Raw genomic sequence first — 15,822 nt, forward strand, 5'->3', positions numbered from 1 at the left:
ACATCACTTGTAGCGGTGGATGTTCGACAGCTGCTTGTTGGGCTGCGGGTTGCGGCGGTAGATCAGCGCTTTCTTGCCGATGGTCTGCACCAGCTCGGCGCGGCCTGCCTTGCACAGTTCGGCAATGATGGCGGCACGGGCTTCGCGATCTTCGGCGCGAATCTCGACCTTGATCAATTCGTGATCGACGAGCGCGCGCTCGAGTTCGTCGGTAACGCCCTCAGTCAGGCCATTGCCTGCCACAATCAGAACAGGTTTCAGATCGTGGCCAATGGATTTGTACTGTTTCTTCTGCTCGTTAGTGAGCGGCATAATCTGACCCTTAGTTTGGATTTTGCAAAAATGGCGGCCATTTTACCCGAGGGCCCGTGGATCCGCCCAATTAATCACGACCCTTATCATCGAGGTGCCCAGTGGCCCGTTCCAAAACCAGCCTTGGTTGGCTGAAAGAACATTTCAACGACCCTTACGTCAAAATGGCGCAAAAGGATGGCTATCGCTCGCGCGCCAGCTACAAATTGCTCGAAATCCAGGAAAAGTACCGGCTGATCCGCCCTGGCATGAGTGTGATCGACCTCGGCGCGGCCCCCGGTGGCTGGTCGCAGGTGACCAGTCGTCTGATTGGCGGCCAGGGGCGTCTGATTGCGTCCGATATCCTGGAAATGGACAGCATCCCGGACGTGACCTTCATTCGCGGCGACTTCACCGAAGACTCGGTATTGGCCGAGATCCTGGAAGCGGTCGGTAATTCGCACGTGGACCTTGTGATTTCCGATATGGCCCCCAATATGAGTGGTACGCCCGAGGTCGACATGCCCAAGGCCATGTTCCTGTGCGAACTGGCACTGGACTTGGCGGGCCGGGTGCTCAAGCCCGGTGGCGACTTCGTGATCAAGATTTTCCAGGGTGAAGGCTTCGACCAGTACTTGAAGGATGCCCGCAAGAAGTTCGACAAGGTGATCATGCTCAAGCCCGATTCTTCCAGGGGCCGCTCCCGCGAACAATACATGCTGGGGCGCGGTTACAAGGGCGAGTAAAGGGCAGGCAGGGAAGGTGGCGAGGTAGCCCATAGCTTTTTCCAATCGGCCGGAATGCCTCGCCTGGATCGACATCGTGTAGTCTAGTTTTCACAAAGGGTTACAGACGGCACCTGCAGACACGTAGGTTATGTAGTAAGTTAAGCCGGTGATTATCATGCGAAGCACACCTGCGCGTGTTGCGGGTAGCAGGCTTCAGAGGGTAGCGAATTGAACGATATGGCAAAGAATCTGATCCTGTGGTTGATCATTGCGGCCGTGCTGGTGACGGTAATGAACAACTTCTCAAGCCCCAATGAGCCTCAGACCCTCAACTATTCCGACTTCATTCAGCAGGTCAAGGATGGCAAGGTCGAGAAAATCACCGTGGACGGCGCAGTCATCACCGGCAAGCGCAACGACGGTGACAACTTCAAGACCATCCGGCCGAACATTGCTGACAACGGCCTGATCGGTGACCTGGTCGACAACCACGTGGCCATTGAAGGCAAGCAGCCAGAGCAGCAGAGCATCTGGACTCAATTGCTGGTCGCCAGCTTCCCTATACTCGTCATCATCGCGGTGTTCATGTTCTTCATGCGCCAGATGCAGGGCGGTGCGGGCGGCAAGGGCGGGCCGATGAGTTTCGGCAAGAGCAAGGCGCGCCTGCTGTCCGAAGACCAGGTAAAAACCACCCTCGCTGACGTCGCCGGTTGCGACGAGGCCAAGGAGGAAGTGGGTGAGCTGGTCGAGTTTCTGCGTGACCCGGGCAAATTCCAGCGCCTGGGCGGTCGTATTCCGCGCGGCGTGCTGATGGTAGGCCCGCCCGGTACCGGTAAGACCCTGCTGGCCAAGGCCATCGCGGGTGAAGCCAAGGTGCCGTTCTTCACCATTTCCGGTTCGGACTTCGTGGAAATGTTCGTCGGTGTCGGCGCCAGCCGTGTGCGTGACATGTTCGAACAGGCCAAGAAGCACGCGCCGTGCATCATCTTCATCGACGAAATCGACGCTGTCGGTCGCCACCGTGGCGCCGGCATGGGTGGCGGTCACGACGAGCGTGAGCAGACCCTCAACCAGTTGCTGGTGGAGATGGACGGCTTCGAAATGAACGATGGCATCATCGTCATCGCCGCTACCAACCGTCCTGACGTACTGGACCCTGCGCTGCTGCGTCCTGGCCGTTTCGACCGCCAGGTGGTGGTTGGCCTGCCGGACATTCGTGGTCGCGAGCAGATCCTCAAGGTGCACATGCGCAAGGCTCCACTGGGTGACGACGTCAACCCGGCGGTCATCGCGCGCGGTACCCCCGGTTTCTCCGGTGCCGACCTGGCCAACCTGGTCAACGAGGCCTCGCTGTTCGCGGCCCGCAACGGCAAGCGCATCGTCGAGATGAAGGAATTCGAACTCGCCAAAGACAAAATCATGATGGGCGCCGAGCGCAAGACCATGGTCATGTCCGAGAAAGAGAAGCAGAACACTGCTTACCACGAAGCGGGTCACGCCATCGTCGGCCGTATCGTGCCCGAGCACGACCCGGTCTACAAAGTGTCGATCATTCCCCGTGGTCGCGCCCTCGGTGTGACCATGTTCCTTCCTGAGGAAGACCGCTACAGCCTGTCCAAGCGTGCGCTGATCAGCCAGATCTGCTCGCTCTACGGCGGCCGTATCGCCGAGGAGATGACCCTGGGCTTCGACGGTGTCACCACCGGCGCGTCCAACGACATCATGCGCGCCAGCCAGATCGCGCGGAACATGGTGACCAAGTGGGGCTTGTCCGAGAAACTGGGCCCGCTGCTGTACGCCGAAGACGAAGACCAGGGTTTCCTGGGTCGTGGCGGCAGCGGTGCGAATTCCAGTGTCTCGGGTGAAACCGCGAAAATGATCGACCTGGAAGTGCGCAGCATCATTGACCAGTGCTACGGCACGGCCAAGCAGATCCTCACCGATAACCGCGACAAGCTGGACGCCATGGCGGATGCCTTGATGAAATACGAGACCATCGATGCCGATCAGATCGACGACATCATGGCCGGCCGTACGCCGCGCGAGCCGCGCGACTGGTCGGGTGGTCCTGGCTCCACGGGCACCCCGGTGCCGCGGGACGAGCGTCCCGAGAGCCCGATCGGCGGTCCTGCAGCTCAACACTAAGGCTCGACATGACTTCAAAGCAGTACCCAACCCGGTTGCCTTGCGGCAACCGGGTTCTTGATTTAAGCCGTACCCATGTCATGGGTATCCTCAACGTCACCCCCGATTCCTTCTCCGACGGCGGCCGTTTCAACCAGCGCGACGGGGCCTTGCGCCACGCCGAGGCCATGGTTGCCGCCGGCGCCACCCTGATTGACGTGGGTGGCGAGTCCACCCGGCCGGGTGCGCGCGTGGTCTCGCCCATCGAAGAGCTGGAGCGGGTAGCCCCCATCGTCGAGGCCATTGCCCGCGAACTGGATGTGATCATCTCGGTGGATACCTCCACGCCCGCGGTCATGCGCGAGACGGCGCGCCTGGGCGCAGGCCTGATCAACGACGTGCGCTCCTTGCAGCGTGACGGGGCGCTGGACGCTGCCGCGGCCACCGGCCTGCCGGTGTGCCTGATGCACATGCTGGGCGAGCCGGGCGACATGCAGGACGACCCCCGGTACGTTGATCTGGTGGGTGAAGTGACGGGTTTTCTCGAGGCGCGCATGCAGGCGTGCGAAGCGGCGGGTATCCCGGCCGAGCGCATCATCCTCGACCCGGGCTTTGGTTTCGCCAAGACGCACGCGCACAACCTCAGCCTGTTCAAGCATATGCAGGCGCTGGATGCCCTTGGGCGGCCGCTGCTGGTCGGCGTGTCGCGCAAGAGCATCGTTGGCCTGGCACTGGGTCGCCCCGTCTCGGAGCGGCTCTACGGCAGCTTGGCGCTGGCCGCATTGGCCATGTTCAAGGGCGCACGGATCCTTCGGGTGCACGATGTGGCCGAAACCGTCGATGTCGTACGAATGATCACAGCGGTCGACACCGCTGAATAAGAATGACGGAGCACACATGAGCAGAAAATACTTTGGCACCGACGGTATTCGCGGTCGTGTCGGGGAATACCCCATTACCCCTGATTTCATGCTCAAGCTGGGCTGGGCGGCCGGCATGGCGTTCCGCAAGATGGGTGCCTGCCGCGTGCTGGTCGGCAAGGACACGCGCATCTCGGGCTACATGTTCGAGTCGGCCCTTGAGGCAGGCCTGTCGGCCGCCGGCGCCGACGTGATGCTGCTGGGCCCGATGCCCACGCCGGCCATCGCCTACCTGACCCGTACTTTCCACGCCGAGGCGGGGATTGTCATCAGTGCATCGCACAACCCCCATGACGACAACGGCATCAAGTTCTTCTCGGGCCAGGGCACCAAGCTGCCCGACGAGATCGAGTTGATGATCGAAGAATTGCTCGACACGCCGATGACCGTCGCCGAGTCGAGCAAGCTGGGCAAGGTATCGCGCATCAACGATGCGGCCGGCCGCTACATCGAATTCTGCAAGAGCAGCGTGCCCACCAGCACCGACTTCGCCGGCCTCAAGCTGGTGATCGACTGCGCCCACGGTGCCACCTACAAGGTCGCCCCCAACGTGTTCCGCGAGCTGGGCGCCCAGGTCACGGTACTGTCGGCGGCGCCTGACGGCCTGAACATCAACGACAACTGCGGCTCCACCCACATGGAAGCCTTGCAGGCGGCCGTGCTGGTGGGCCACGCCGACCTGGGCATTGCCTTCGACGGCGATGGCGACCGGGTGCTGATGGTCGACCACACGGGGGCCATCGTCGACGGTGACGAGCTGTTGTTCATCATTGCCCGCGACCTGCAGGAGCGCAACAAGCTGCATGGCGGCGTGGTGGGCACCTTGATGAGCAACCTGGGCCTTGAGCTGGCACTGGAAGAGCTGTCCATTCCGTTCACCCGCGCCAAGGTGGGCGACCGTTATGTCATGGCTGAGCTCAAGGAGCGTGACTGGCAGCTGGGCGGCGAAAACTCCGGCCACATCGTCTGCTGTCAGCACACCACCACCGGTGACGCGATCATCGCTGCGCTGCAGGTCCTGCTGGCGCTCAAGCGTCGTGACGAAACCCTGGCCCAGGCCCGCCACGGACTGCGCAAATGCCCGCAGGTGCTGGTCAACGTACGCTTCGCCGGCGGGGATGTAGACCCCATCGAACATCCGTCGGTCAAGCTGGCGTGCGAGCGCGTCACCGAGGCCATGGCTGGTCGTGGCCGCGTGCTGCTGCGCAAGTCCGGCACCGAGCCGCTGGTGCGTGTGATGGTCGAAGGTGACGATGAAAGGGCGGTCAGCGCGTACGCCGATGAGCTTGCCAAGGTCGTCAGTGAAGTTTGCGCCTGATACGGCTTGCCAGTAGCCTCCGCGTTGGGTAACATCTGCGCCCACTTTGACCGACGAGGTACAGCATGCGTCGCCCTATGGTAGCTGGTAACTGGAAAATGCACGGTACCCGCGCCAGCGTCGCTGAGCTGCTCAAGGGTCTTGGAAGCGAGGCCCTGCCTGGCGGTGTTGATGTGGTGGTGTTTCCACCGAGCCTGCATGTCGAACGAGTGATCGACGGCCTGCAGGGTGCATCGATCGAAGTCGGCGCGCAGAATTGCGCGACGCAAACCGGGCAAGGCGCCCTGACCGGCGAAATATCGTCGACTCAGTTGGCTGATGCCGGTTGCAAGCTTGTGTTGGTCGGTCACTCCGAACGTCGCCAGGTCATCGGCGAGTCGGATGAAGTGCTGGTTCGCAAGTTCGAGGCGGCTCAGGCTGGCGGTCTGATTCCGGTGCTGTGCATCGGCGAGACCCTGGCGGAGCGTGAGGCAGGCAAGACCCTGGAAGTGGTAGGGCGCCAGCTGAGCAGTGTCATCGATGCCCTGGGCATTGGTGCCTTCGCCAGGGCGGTGATCGCTTATGAGCCTGTATGGGCCATCGGCACTGGCCTGACGGCAACGCCAGAGCAAGCGCAGGATGTGCACGCAGCCATTCGCGCCCAATTGGCGGTAGAGAATTCTGAAGTCGCGCAAGGTGTGCGGCTTCTATACGGCGGCAGCGTGAAGGCGGCCAATGCGGCTGAGCTGTTCGGCATGCCGGATATCGATGGGGGGCTCATTGGTGGAGCCTCCTTGAATGCAGATGAGTTCGGTGCGATCTGTCGCGCCGCGGGAAACTGAGAAGATGCTGGAAACAGTCGTAGTCGTGTTTCATCTGCTGGCTGCCCTGGGTGTAGTTGCCCTGGTTTTGCTGCAGCAGGGTAAAGGTGCGGACGCTGGCGCGTCTTTCGGAGCAGGTGCTTCAAATACTGTGTTCGGAAGCCAAGGTTCCTCTACCTTTCTTAGTAAGTTTACTGCTATACTTGCCGCAGGTTTCTTCATAACCAGCTTGGGGTTAGGATACTTTGCTAAAGAGAAAGCTCACCAGCTGACTCAGGTAGGGTTACCCGCTCCGGCCGCCGTTGAAGCGCCAACGCAAAAACCGGCGACAGATGATGTTCCGGTGCTTCAAGAGCAAAAGACTGATGTGAATGCCACTGACGTACCTCCAGCTCAAGAGCAAAAGTAACAAGGGTTTCAAACGTAGTATTGCCGAGGTGGTGGAATTGGTAGACACGCAACCTTGAGGTGGTTGTGCCCATAGGGTGTAGGGGTTCGAGTCCCCTTCTCGGTACCAATTAATCAGGAGAGCCCGCAACAGCGGGCTTTCTTGTCGGTGGAAGTGTGCGATTGACCCAGAAGGGTATCAGCCGTATACTTTTGCCCCAGCTTTGTCGCGGGATGGAGCAGTCTGGTAGCTCGTCGGGCTCATAACCCGAAGGTCGTTGGTTCAAATCCAGCTCCCGCAACCAGTTTTACTGGAGCCCCTTTTACAGGGGCTTTTTGTTAGCTGAAAAGATCATAGCGCCGGTATTCAACGGCGTTTCAGGGATGGGCGCTTCGCCCATTTTTTATTTGCATAAGCATGCACGAGGGGGTTCAGGTGTCGAGCAAGCTAGAACAGTTGCAGGCCTTGTTGGCCCCGGTGGTCGTGGCCCTAGGCTATGAATGCTGGGGTATCGAGTTTTCGGCCCAAGGCCGTCACTCAATGTTGCGCATTTATATCGACAAAGAAGGCGGTGTGCTGGTGGATGACTGCGCCATTGTCAGTCGTCAGGTCAGCGGGGTTCTGGATGTCGAAGACCCTATCGCTGTCGAGTACACCCTTGAAGTGTCTTCTCCTGGCATGGAACGCCCGCTGTTCACTCTCGAACAGTTCGCCAAGTATGCCGGGGATCAAGTGAAGATCAAGCTGCGTTCCCCTTTCGAAGGGCGTCGCAACTTTCAGGGCCTTCTGCGCGGAGTAGAGGAGCAGGATGTCGTGGTGCAGGTGGATGACCACGAATTCCTTCTGCCGATCGACATGATCGACAAGGCCAACATTATCCCCAGTTTTGACTGAGACGTGCCAGATACTGCGGATCCCGCGGATCCAATGGCTTGCGAAAGGCGAGGCGTACGATGAGCAAAGAAGTACTGCTGGTTGTTGAGTCGGTATCCAACGAAAAGGGTGTACCGGCCGGCGTAATATTCGAGGCGCTGGAGATTGCTCTGGCAACCGCTACCAAGAAGCGCTTCGAGGATGAAGTGGACCTGCGTGTGGAAATCAACCGCCACACCGGTGCCTATGAAACGTTCCGTCGCTGGGCAGTGGTCGAGGATGAAGACCTGGACGACCCGGCGATCGAGTTGGCCGTCGACCAGGCCCAGGCCAAGAAGCCGGGCGCCGTTGCCGGCGACGTGATCGAAGAGAAGATCGAGTCGATCGAATTCGGCCGTATCGCAGCACAAACCGCCAAGCAGGTGATTGTCCAGAAAGTTCGTGAAGCCGAGCGCGCCCAAGTGGTTGACGCCTACCGCGAGCGCCTGGGCGAGATCATCTCCGGTACTGTCAAGAAGGTTACCCGTGACAACGTCATCGTGGACCTTGGCAACAACGCCGAAGCCCTGCTGGCCCGCGAGGACATCATTTCTCGCGAAACTTTCCGAGTCGGTGTGCGCCTGCGTGCCCTGCTCAAGGAAATCCGCACCGAGAACCGCGGTCCTCAGCTGATCCTGTCGCGTACCGCGCCGGAAATGCTGATCGAACTGTTCCGCATCGAAGTGCCGGAAATTGCCGAAGGCCTGATCGAAGTGATGGCTGCGTCCCGTGACCCGGGTTCGCGTGCCAAGATTGCGGTCCGCTCCAAGGACAAACGCATCGACCCTCAAGGTGCCTGCATCGGTATGCGCGGTTCGCGCGTCCAGGCAGTCTCCGGTGAATTGGGCGGTGAGCGTGTGGATATCGTCCTGTGGGATGACAACCCCGCGCAGTTCGTGATCAACGCGATGTCCCCAGCTGAAGTGGCGGCGATCATTGTCGACGAAGATGCCCATGCAATGGACATCGCCGTTGGCGCTGACAATCTGGCTCAGGCCATTGGTCGTGGTGGTCAGAACGTGCGTCTGGCCAGCCAGTTGACTGGCTGGACCCTGAACGTGATGACCGAATCGGACATCCAGGCCAAGCAGCAAGCGGAAACCGGCGACATCCTGCGCAACTTCATCGACGAGCTGGAAGTCGACGAAGAGCTGGCGCAGGTGCTGGTGGACGAAGGCTTCACAAGCCTGGAAGAGATTGCCTACGTACCGTTGGAAGAAATGCTCAACATCGACGGCTTTGACGAGGACATCGTCAACGAGCTTCGCGCTCGGGCCAAGGATCGACTGTTGACCAAAGCCATCGCTACTGAGGAAAAGCTGGCAGACGCCCATCCGGCCGAAGACCTGCTCTCGCTTGAGGGTATGGACAAGGATTTGGCGATGGAACTGGCGGTGCGCGGCGTGATTACCCGCGAAGACCTGGCCGAGCAGTCTATTGATGACCTGCTCGACATCGACGGCATTGACGATGATCGTGCCGGCAAGTTGATCATGGCCGCCCGAGCCCACTGGTTCGAGTAATTAGGCGCGGCCTGAGGAGAGAAGTGCATGACGCAAGTCACGGTGAAAGAACTGGCCAAAGAGGTCGCCGCACCGGTAGAGCGCCTGTTGCAGCAGATGCGTGAGGCAGGTCTGCCGCACACCGACGCCGGACAAGTTGTGACCGATAATGAGAAGCAGGCTCTGCTGGCTCATTTGAAAAGCAGCCACAAGGCTAAAGCGGAAGAACCGCGCAAGATTACCTTGCAGCGCAAGACCACCAGCACCCTGCGTGTGGCTGGCAGCAAGAGCATCAGCGTAGAAGTACGCAAGAAGAAAGTATTCGTGCAGCGCAGCCCGGAAGAAATCCAGGCCGAGCAGAAGCGCGAGCTGGAAGAACGTCGCGCCGCCGAAAACGCAGCGCGTCAGAAGGCTGAACAGGAAGCTGCCCGTCAGCGCGCCGAAGAAGAAGCGCGTCGTCCGGCTGCACCTGCTGCCGCCCCGGCCGCTGCCGAGCCTGCGCCTGCCGCACCAGCCAACGTCGACCTGGGTGCACCCGCACCTGCGCCGGCGGCTGACCGCAAGAAAGACGAGCCGCGTCGCCCGGACAAACCGCGCAACGACGACAGCCGTCGCAACGATGGCGAGCGCAAGAACGCGCCGCATCGCGCTTCGGTAAAAGAAAAGGAAAAGGCGCCGACCCCACGTGCCGCTCCACGCACCACCGACGAGGAAAGCGATGGCTTCCGTCGTGGCGGTCGTGGCAAGGGCAAGTTGAAGAAGCGTAATGCCCACGGCTTCCAGAACCCTACCGGTCCTGTGATTCGTGACGTGCAGATCGGCGAGACCATCACCGTGGGTGACCTGGCCGCGCAGATGTCGGTGAAAGCCGCCGAAGTCATCAAGTTCATGTTCAAGCTGGGTACCCCGGCGACCATCAACCAGGTACTGGACCAGGAAACTGCCCAGCTGGTTGCTGAAGAACTGGGCCACAAGGTGACCCTGGTCAGCGACACCGCCCTGGAAGATTCCCTGGCCGAGTCGCTGAAGTTCGAAGGCGAGGAGTTCTCCCGTGCGCCAGTCGTGACCGTCATGGGCCACGTTGACCACGGCAAGACCTCGCTGCTGGACTACATCCGTCGTGCCAAGGTAGCTGCAGGCGAAGCCGGCGGCATCACCCAGCACATCGGTGCGTACCACGTGGAAACCGACCGTGGCATGGTGACGTTCCTCGACACCCCTGGCCACGCCGCGTTTACCGCGATGCGTGCCCGTGGTGCCAAGGCGACCGACATCGTGATCCTGGTGGTGGCTGCCGACGACGGCGTGATGCCACAAACCATCGAAGCCGTTCAGCACGCTCAGGCTGCTGGCGTACCGCTGGTTGTCGCGGTGAACAAGATCGACAAGCCGGGTGCAGACCTGGACCGTATTCGCAGTGAGCTGTCGGTACACGGCGTGACCTCGGAAGAGTGGGGTGGCGACACTCCATTCGTACCGGTTTCGGCCAAGCAGGGTACTGGCGTCGACGAGCTGCTGGAAGCTGTCCTGCTGCAAGCCGAGGTTCTGGAACTGAAGGCCACCCCTTCGGCCCCTGGCCGTGGTGTTGTCGTGGAATCGCGTCTGGACAAGGGCCGCGGCCCTGTCGCTACCGTTCTGGTTCAAGACGGTACCCTGCGCCAAGGCGACATGGTACTGGTCGGTTCGAACTATGGCCGCGTGCGTGCCATGCTCGACGAGAACGGCAAGCCGATCAAGGAAGCCGGTCCGGCCATTCCGGTCGAGATCCTGGGCCTGGACGGTACCCCGGACGCTGGCGACGAGATGAGCGTGGTTGCCGACGAGAAGAAAGCCCGTGAAGTGGCTCTGTTCCGTCAAGGCAAGTTCCGCGAAGTCAAGCTGGCCCGTGCTCACGCCGGCAAGCTGGAAAACATCTTCGAAAACATGGGCCAGGAAGAGAAGAAGACGCTCAACATCGTCCTCAAATCCGACGTCCGTGGTTCGCTGGAAGCTTTGCAGGGCGCTCTGAACGGCCTGGGCAACGACGAAGTGCAAGTGCGCGTGGTCGGTGGCGGTGTCGGTGGTATCACCGAGTCCGACGCCAACCTGGCACTGGCCTCCAATGCAGTACTGTTCGGCTTCAACGTGCGTGCCGATGCCGGCGCGCGCAAGATCGTCGAGCAGGAAGGTCTGGATATGCGTTACTACAACGTGATCTACGACATCATTGAAGACGTCAAGAAAGCCCTGACCGGTATGCTGGGCAGCGACGTTCGCGAGAACATCCTGGGCATCGCCGAAGTGCGTGACGTGTTCCGTTCGCCGAAGTTCGGCGCGATCGCAGGCTGCATGGTCGTCGAAGGTACCGTTTACCGGAACCGTCCGATCCGTGTACTGCGCGAAGACATCGTTATCTTCGAAGGCGAGCTGGAATCCCTGCGCCGCTTCAAGGATGACGCGTCCGAAGTACGTGCCGGCATGGAATGCGGTATCGGCGTCAAGAGCTACAACGACGTCAAGGTCGGCGACAAGATCGAAGTCTTCGAGAAGGTCCAAGTGGCTCGTACGCTCTAATATGCGAGCTAGAGGGGTGTGCCGGGTTCGCCTGGCCACTCTAAACGCAACGCCCGGTCCGGCTTTCGCCTGGCCGGGCGTTTGCCGCTTTAGTTACAGGTAAGCATTCATGGCAAAAGAATACAGCCGTACCCAGCGCATCGGCGACCAGATGCAACGCGAGCTGGCGCAACTGATCCGCCGTGAGGTCAAGGACCCACGCGTGGGCCTGGTCACCATCACTGCCGTCGACGTCAGCCGTGACGTGGGCCATGCCAAGGTGTTCATCACCGTCATGGGCCAGGACAGCGCCGAGGATATCAAGCAGACCGTCAAGGTGCTGAATGCTGCCGCAGGCTTCCTGCGCGTGCACCTGGGCAAGGAAATGAAGCTGCGCAGCGTGCCGCAGTTGCACTTCCATTACGATGAGAGCGTCACCCGTGGCGCCCAGTTGTCGGCGCTGATCGAGCGTGCCGTGGCCGAAGATAGCCAGCACCAGGATTCCGACAGCAAACCAGGCACCGAGGAGTAAGCGGTGGCTCAGGTCAAGCGTATCCGTCGTAACGTCAGCGGTATCATCCTGCTGGACAAGCCGCTGGGGTTCACCTCCAACGCGGCCCTGCAGAAGGTCCGTTGGCTGCTCAATGCTGAAAAGGCCGGCCACACCGGCAGCCTCGACCCTCTGGCCACCGGCGTGCTGCCGCTGTGCTTCGGCGAGGCCACCAAGTTCTCCCAGTACCTGCTCGATTCCGACAAGGGCTACGAGACGGTCATGCAAATGGGCCAGACCACCACCACGGCCGACGCCGAAGGCGAGGTGTTGCGTACCCGGGATGTAACCGTTGGTCGCAACGATATCGAAGCCGTTTTGCCACAATTTCGTGGTCAAATCAGTCAGATACCGCCGATGTACTCTGCCCTCAAGCGTGATGGCCAGCCGCTTTACAAGCTGGCGCGTGCAGGGGAAGTAGTGGAGCGCGAGGCGCGTTCTGTTACTATTGACCGGTTGGAATTGCTGGCCTTCGATGACACTCGCGCACGGTTGTCGGTAGGGTGCTCCAAAGGGACCTATATCCGTACCCTGGTGGAAGACATCGGTGAGCAATTGGGCTGCGGCGCGTACGTCGCTGAACTGCGTCGCACCCAGGCAGGCCCCTTCACGCTGGCCCAGACGGTCACCCTCGAAGAACTCGAGCGTGTGCATGCCGAGGGCGGCAACGAGGCGGTCGACCAGTTCCTCATGCCTTCGGACAGCGGCCTGCTGGATTGGCCCCTGTTGCAGTTCTCCGAGCACAGTGCGTTCTACTGGCTGCACGGACAACCGGTAAGAGCCCCGGACGCGCCGAAATTCGGCATGGTACGGGTGCAGGATCACAACGGTCGCTTCATCGGTATCGGTGAAGTGAGCGAAGACGGGCGCATCGCGCCACGTCGCTTGATTCGGTCAGAATGACCGAACGAGGGTGGCTGTTAACAGGCACGGTTATCCCTCACTTTTAAATACGAGGATTTGTCCTCGGCCTGTTGGAAGCCGGTCAAACGGTTTTCCTTAGTAATGGAGATGCCCTCATGGCACTTAACGTTGAAGAAAAAGCAAAGATCGTTGGTGAGTTCCAGCAAGCCGCTGGCGACACCGGTTCGCCAGAAGTGCAGGTTGCACTGCTGACTGCCAACATCAACAAGCTGCAAGGCCACTTCAAGGCCAACGGCAAAGACCACCACTCGCGTCGTGGCCTGATCCGTATGGTTAACCAGCGTCGTAAGCTGCTGGACTACCTGAAGGGCAAAGACACCACTCGTTACAGCGCCCTGATCGGCCGTCTGGGTCTGCGTCGCTAACAGCGGCCCGGGCTTGTGGTGTGCGCGGCGTGTTGCCTCCGTCGAATCCGGCGCCTGGCGCCGGAGCTGACGAACACGCCGTGCGTATCAATGAGGTTGGTTGGCTGTTCTGCATGGGCGCTCAGGCGTTGATGCAGGGCAGGCTTCCAGCCTCAAGTTTTATCTGGACTGCCAAAGGGCCGATTCCCCTTGCTGCCCAAGAATTTCGCAAGAAACCAGTTCCCCCAGAGCAAACTGAAGAAGGTAGGAAACCGTGAACCCGGTAATCAAGAAGTTCCAGTTCGGTCAATCGACCGTCACCCTCGAGACTGGCCGTATTGCCCGTCAAGCCTCCGGCGCCGTACTGGTCACCGTCGATAATGACGTCACCGTGCTGGTCACCGTTGTAGGCGCCAAGCAAGCTGATCCAGGCAAGGGCTTCTTCCCTCTGTCCGTGCACTACCAGGAAAAGACCTACGCCGCCGGCAAGATCCCTGGTGGTTTCTTCAAGCGCGAAGGCCGTCCTTCCGAGAAAGAGACCCTGACCTCGCGCCTGATCGACCGTCCGATCCGCCCCCTGTTCCCTGAAGGCTTCATGAACGAAGTGCAGGTTGTCTGCACCGTCGTGTCGACCAGCAAGAAGACCGATCCGGACATCGCTGCCATGATCGGTACCTCGGCGGCCCTGGCCATCTCCGGTATTCCGTTCGAAGGCCCTATCGGCGCCGCCCGCGTTGCGTTCCACGAAAGCACTGGCTACCTGCTGAACCCAACCTACGAACAACTGGCTGCCTCCAGCCTGGACATGGTCGTGGCCGGTACCTCCGACGCCGTGCTGATGGTTGAGTCGGAAGCCAAAGAGCTGACCGAAGACCAGATGCTGGGCGCCGTGCTGTTCGCCCACGACGAATTCCAGGCGGTCATCAACGCCGTCAAGGAACTGGCCGCCGAAGCTGCCAAGCCTACCTGGGCCTGGGCACCTCAAGCCGAAGCCACCGAACTGCTGGGCGCTATCCGTGCCGAGTTCGGCGCAGCGATCTCCGAGGCCTACACCATCACCGTCAAGGCCGACCGTTACGCGCGCCTGGGCGAGCTGAAGGATCAGGTCGTGGCCAAGCTGTCCGGTGAGGAAGGTCAGCCTTCCGCCGCTGACGTGAAAGCCGCATTCGGCGAAATCGAATACCGTACCGTTCGCGAAAACATCGTCAACGGCAAGCCACGTATCGACGGCCGCGACACCAAGACCGTGCGCCCGCTGAACATCGAAGTCGGCGTGCTGCCCAAGACCCACGGCTCGGCCCTGTTCACCCGTGGCGAAACCCAGGCCCTGGTCGTCGCGACCCTGGGTACTGCCCGTGACGCGCAGCTGCTGGACACCCTGGAAGGCGAGAAGAAAGACCCCTTCATGCTGCACTACAACTTCCCTCCGTTCTCGGTGGGCGAGTGTGGTCGCATGGGCGGTGCTGGTCGTCGCGAAATCGGCCACGGCCGCCTGGCCCGTCGTTCGGTTCAGGCCATGCTGCCTGCCGCCGACGAATTCCCCTACACCATCCGCGTGGTGTCGGAAATCACCGAATCCAACGGTTCGAGCTCCATGGCTTCGGTCTGTGGCGCTTCCCTGGCCCTGATGGACGCCGGCGTGCCGATGAAGGCGCCGGTTGCCGGTATCGCCATGGGCCTGGTCAAAGAAGGCGAGAAGTTCGCCATCCTGACCGACATCCTGGGTGACGAAGACCACCTGGGCGACATGGACTTCAAGGTAGCCGGTACTGCCAAGGGTGTGACTGCCCTGCAGATGGACATCAAGATCAACGGCATCACCGAAGAGATCATGGAAATCGCCCTGGGCCAGGCCCTGGAAGCGCGCCTGAACATCCTCGACCAGATGAACCAGATCATCGGCAAGTCGCGTGAAGAGCTGTCCGAGAACGCTCCGACCATGATCTCGATGAAGATCGACACCGACAAGATCCGTGACGTCATCGGTAAAGGTGGCGCCACCATCCGCGCTATCTGCGAGGAAACCAAGGCCTCGATCGACATCGAAGACGATGGCTCGATCAAGATCTTCGGCGAAACCAAGGAAGCGGCCGACGCTGCCAAGCAGCGCGTGCTGTCGATCACTGCCGAAGCTGAAATCGGCAAGATCTACGTCGGCAAGGTTGAGCGCATCGTCGACTTCGGCGCGTTCGTCAACATCCTGCCTGGCAAGGACGGTCTGGTTCACATCTCGATGCTGAGCGACGCTCGTGTCGAGAAGGTGACCGACATCCTGAAAGAAGGTCAGGAGGTTGAAGTACTGGTACTGGACGTAGACAACCGCGGCCGTATCAAGCTGTCCATCAAGGACGTCGCTGCTGCAAAGGCTTCGGGTGTGTAATAACCCTTAGCATTTGAAAAAAGGGCCCTTCGGGGCCCTTTTTTTATGCGCTTGCGGCTGGGGGCGTTTGTTTTCACCCAGTTCTTTAGCGGACATGCAACTTGCACGC

Annotated in this window: 14 protein-coding genes and 2 tRNA genes; 15 read left to right on the forward strand and 1 reads right to left on the reverse strand. The window is 60.5% G+C overall.

The window, feature by feature from the left end:
- Window positions 1-3: 3 nt before the first annotated feature.
- A complete protein-coding gene (gene yhbY / locus HWQ56_RS03805) occupies window positions 4-312 on the reverse strand; it encodes a ribosome assembly RNA-binding protein YhbY (protein ID WP_176569824.1) in 309 nt (102 codons plus the stop codon).
- A gap of 101 nt (window positions 313-413) precedes the next feature.
- Between yhbY and rlmE the strand changes: the two genes are divergently transcribed.
- The 15 genes from rlmE (at window position 414) to pnp (ending at window position 15,713) form a co-directional block, all read left to right on the forward strand.
- Complete coding sequence (gene rlmE / locus HWQ56_RS03810) at window positions 414-1,037, forward strand: 23S rRNA (uridine(2552)-2'-O)-methyltransferase RlmE (RefSeq protein WP_158154940.1); 624 nt, start codon at window positions 414-416, stop codon at window positions 1,035-1,037.
- 219 nt (window positions 1,038-1,256) lie between these two features.
- Window positions 1,257-3,164, forward strand: coding sequence for an ATP-dependent zinc metalloprotease FtsH (ftsH, locus tag HWQ56_RS03815; protein WP_158154942.1), 1,908 nt, complete (start codon window positions 1,257-1,259; stop codon window positions 3,162-3,164).
- Window positions 3,165-3,172: 8 nt separating this feature from the next.
- Window positions 3,173-4,024 carry a dihydropteroate synthase gene (folP, locus tag HWQ56_RS03820; protein ID WP_176569825.1) on the forward strand — a complete coding sequence of 284 codons (852 nt, stop codon included), beginning with the start codon at window positions 3,173-3,175 and terminating at the stop codon, window positions 4,022-4,024.
- Between the two features lie 16 nt (window positions 4,025-4,040).
- Complete coding sequence (gene glmM, locus HWQ56_RS03825; protein WP_158154946.1) at window positions 4,041-5,381, forward strand: phosphoglucosamine mutase; 1,341 nt, start codon at window positions 4,041-4,043, stop codon at window positions 5,379-5,381.
- A 65-nt stretch (window positions 5,382-5,446) separates the two neighbouring features.
- Window positions 5,447-6,202, forward strand: a complete 756-nt coding sequence (gene tpiA, locus HWQ56_RS03830) for a triose-phosphate isomerase (protein WP_176569826.1) — start codon at window positions 5,447-5,449, stop codon at window positions 6,200-6,202.
- Between the two features lie 4 nt (window positions 6,203-6,206).
- Window positions 6,207-6,590: a preprotein translocase subunit SecG gene (secG, locus tag HWQ56_RS03835; protein ID WP_176569827.1), complete on the forward strand. Its 384-nt coding sequence runs from the start codon at window positions 6,207-6,209 to the stop codon at window positions 6,588-6,590.
- 22 nt (window positions 6,591-6,612) lie between these two features.
- Window positions 6,613-6,698: transfer RNA gene (locus HWQ56_RS03840), tRNA-Leu, on the forward strand.
- Window positions 6,699-6,796: 98 nt separating this feature from the next.
- A tRNA-Met gene (locus HWQ56_RS03845) sits at window positions 6,797-6,873 on the forward strand.
- A 131-nt stretch (window positions 6,874-7,004) separates the two neighbouring features.
- Complete coding sequence (rimP, locus tag HWQ56_RS03850; RefSeq protein WP_027981879.1) at window positions 7,005-7,463, forward strand: ribosome maturation factor RimP; 459 nt, start codon at window positions 7,005-7,007, stop codon at window positions 7,461-7,463.
- 59 nt (window positions 7,464-7,522) lie between these two features.
- Window positions 7,523-9,004 (forward strand): transcription termination factor NusA, encoded by a 1,482-nt coding sequence (gene nusA / locus HWQ56_RS03855; protein ID WP_027981880.1) that lies wholly within the window; start codon window positions 7,523-7,525, stop codon window positions 9,002-9,004.
- A gap of 27 nt (window positions 9,005-9,031) precedes the next feature.
- On the forward strand, window positions 9,032-11,536 hold the full coding sequence (gene infB, locus HWQ56_RS03860; protein WP_158157551.1) for a translation initiation factor IF-2: 2,505 nt from the start codon (window positions 9,032-9,034) through the stop codon (window positions 11,534-11,536).
- A gap of 109 nt (window positions 11,537-11,645) precedes the next feature.
- Entirely contained in the window at window positions 11,646-12,047 is a 402-nt protein-coding gene (gene rbfA, locus HWQ56_RS03865) for a 30S ribosome-binding factor RbfA (protein WP_176569828.1), read from the forward strand.
- A 3-nt stretch (window positions 12,048-12,050) separates the two neighbouring features.
- Window positions 12,051-12,968 carry a tRNA pseudouridine(55) synthase TruB gene (truB, locus tag HWQ56_RS03870; protein WP_176569829.1) on the forward strand — a complete coding sequence of 306 codons (918 nt, stop codon included), beginning with the start codon at window positions 12,051-12,053 and terminating at the stop codon, window positions 12,966-12,968.
- Between the two features lie 116 nt (window positions 12,969-13,084).
- Complete coding sequence (rpsO, locus tag HWQ56_RS03875) at window positions 13,085-13,354, forward strand: 30S ribosomal protein S15 (RefSeq protein WP_158157548.1); 270 nt, start codon at window positions 13,085-13,087, stop codon at window positions 13,352-13,354.
- A gap of 253 nt (window positions 13,355-13,607) precedes the next feature.
- Window positions 13,608-15,713, forward strand: a complete 2,106-nt coding sequence (gene pnp, locus HWQ56_RS03880; RefSeq protein WP_176569830.1) for a polyribonucleotide nucleotidyltransferase — start codon at window positions 13,608-13,610, stop codon at window positions 15,711-15,713.
- Window positions 15,714-15,822 lie beyond the last annotated feature (109 nt).

The sequence above is a fragment of the Pseudomonas eucalypticola genome (assembly GCF_013374995.1).
Taxonomy (GTDB): Bacteria; Pseudomonadota; Gammaproteobacteria; order Pseudomonadales; family Pseudomonadaceae; genus Aquipseudomonas; species Aquipseudomonas eucalypticola.

Coding starts and splice junctions, on each gene's coding strand:
- yhbY (WP_176569824.1), bottom strand. CDS start 312: ATGCCGCTCACTAACGAGCAGAAGAAACAGTACAAATCCATTGGCCAC.
- ftsH (WP_158154942.1), top strand. CDS start 1,257: ATGGCAAAGAATCTGATCCTGTGGTTGATCATTGCGGCCGTGCTGGTG.
- folP (WP_176569825.1), top strand. CDS start 3,173: ATGACTTCAAAGCAGTACCCAACCCGGTTGCCTTGCGGCAACCGGGTT.
- glmM (WP_158154946.1), top strand. CDS start 4,041: ATGAGCAGAAAATACTTTGGCACCGACGGTATTCGCGGTCGTGTCGGG.
- tpiA (WP_176569826.1), top strand. CDS start 5,447: ATGCGTCGCCCTATGGTAGCTGGTAACTGGAAAATGCACGGTACCCGC.
- secG (WP_176569827.1), top strand. CDS start 6,207: ATGCTGGAAACAGTCGTAGTCGTGTTTCATCTGCTGGCTGCCCTGGGT.
- nusA (WP_027981880.1), top strand. CDS start 7,523: ATGAGCAAAGAAGTACTGCTGGTTGTTGAGTCGGTATCCAACGAAAAG.
- infB (WP_158157551.1), top strand. CDS start 9,032: ATGACGCAAGTCACGGTGAAAGAACTGGCCAAAGAGGTCGCCGCACCG.
- rbfA (WP_176569828.1), top strand. CDS start 11,646: ATGGCAAAAGAATACAGCCGTACCCAGCGCATCGGCGACCAGATGCAA.
- rpsO (WP_158157548.1), top strand. CDS start 13,085: ATGGCACTTAACGTTGAAGAAAAAGCAAAGATCGTTGGTGAGTTCCAG.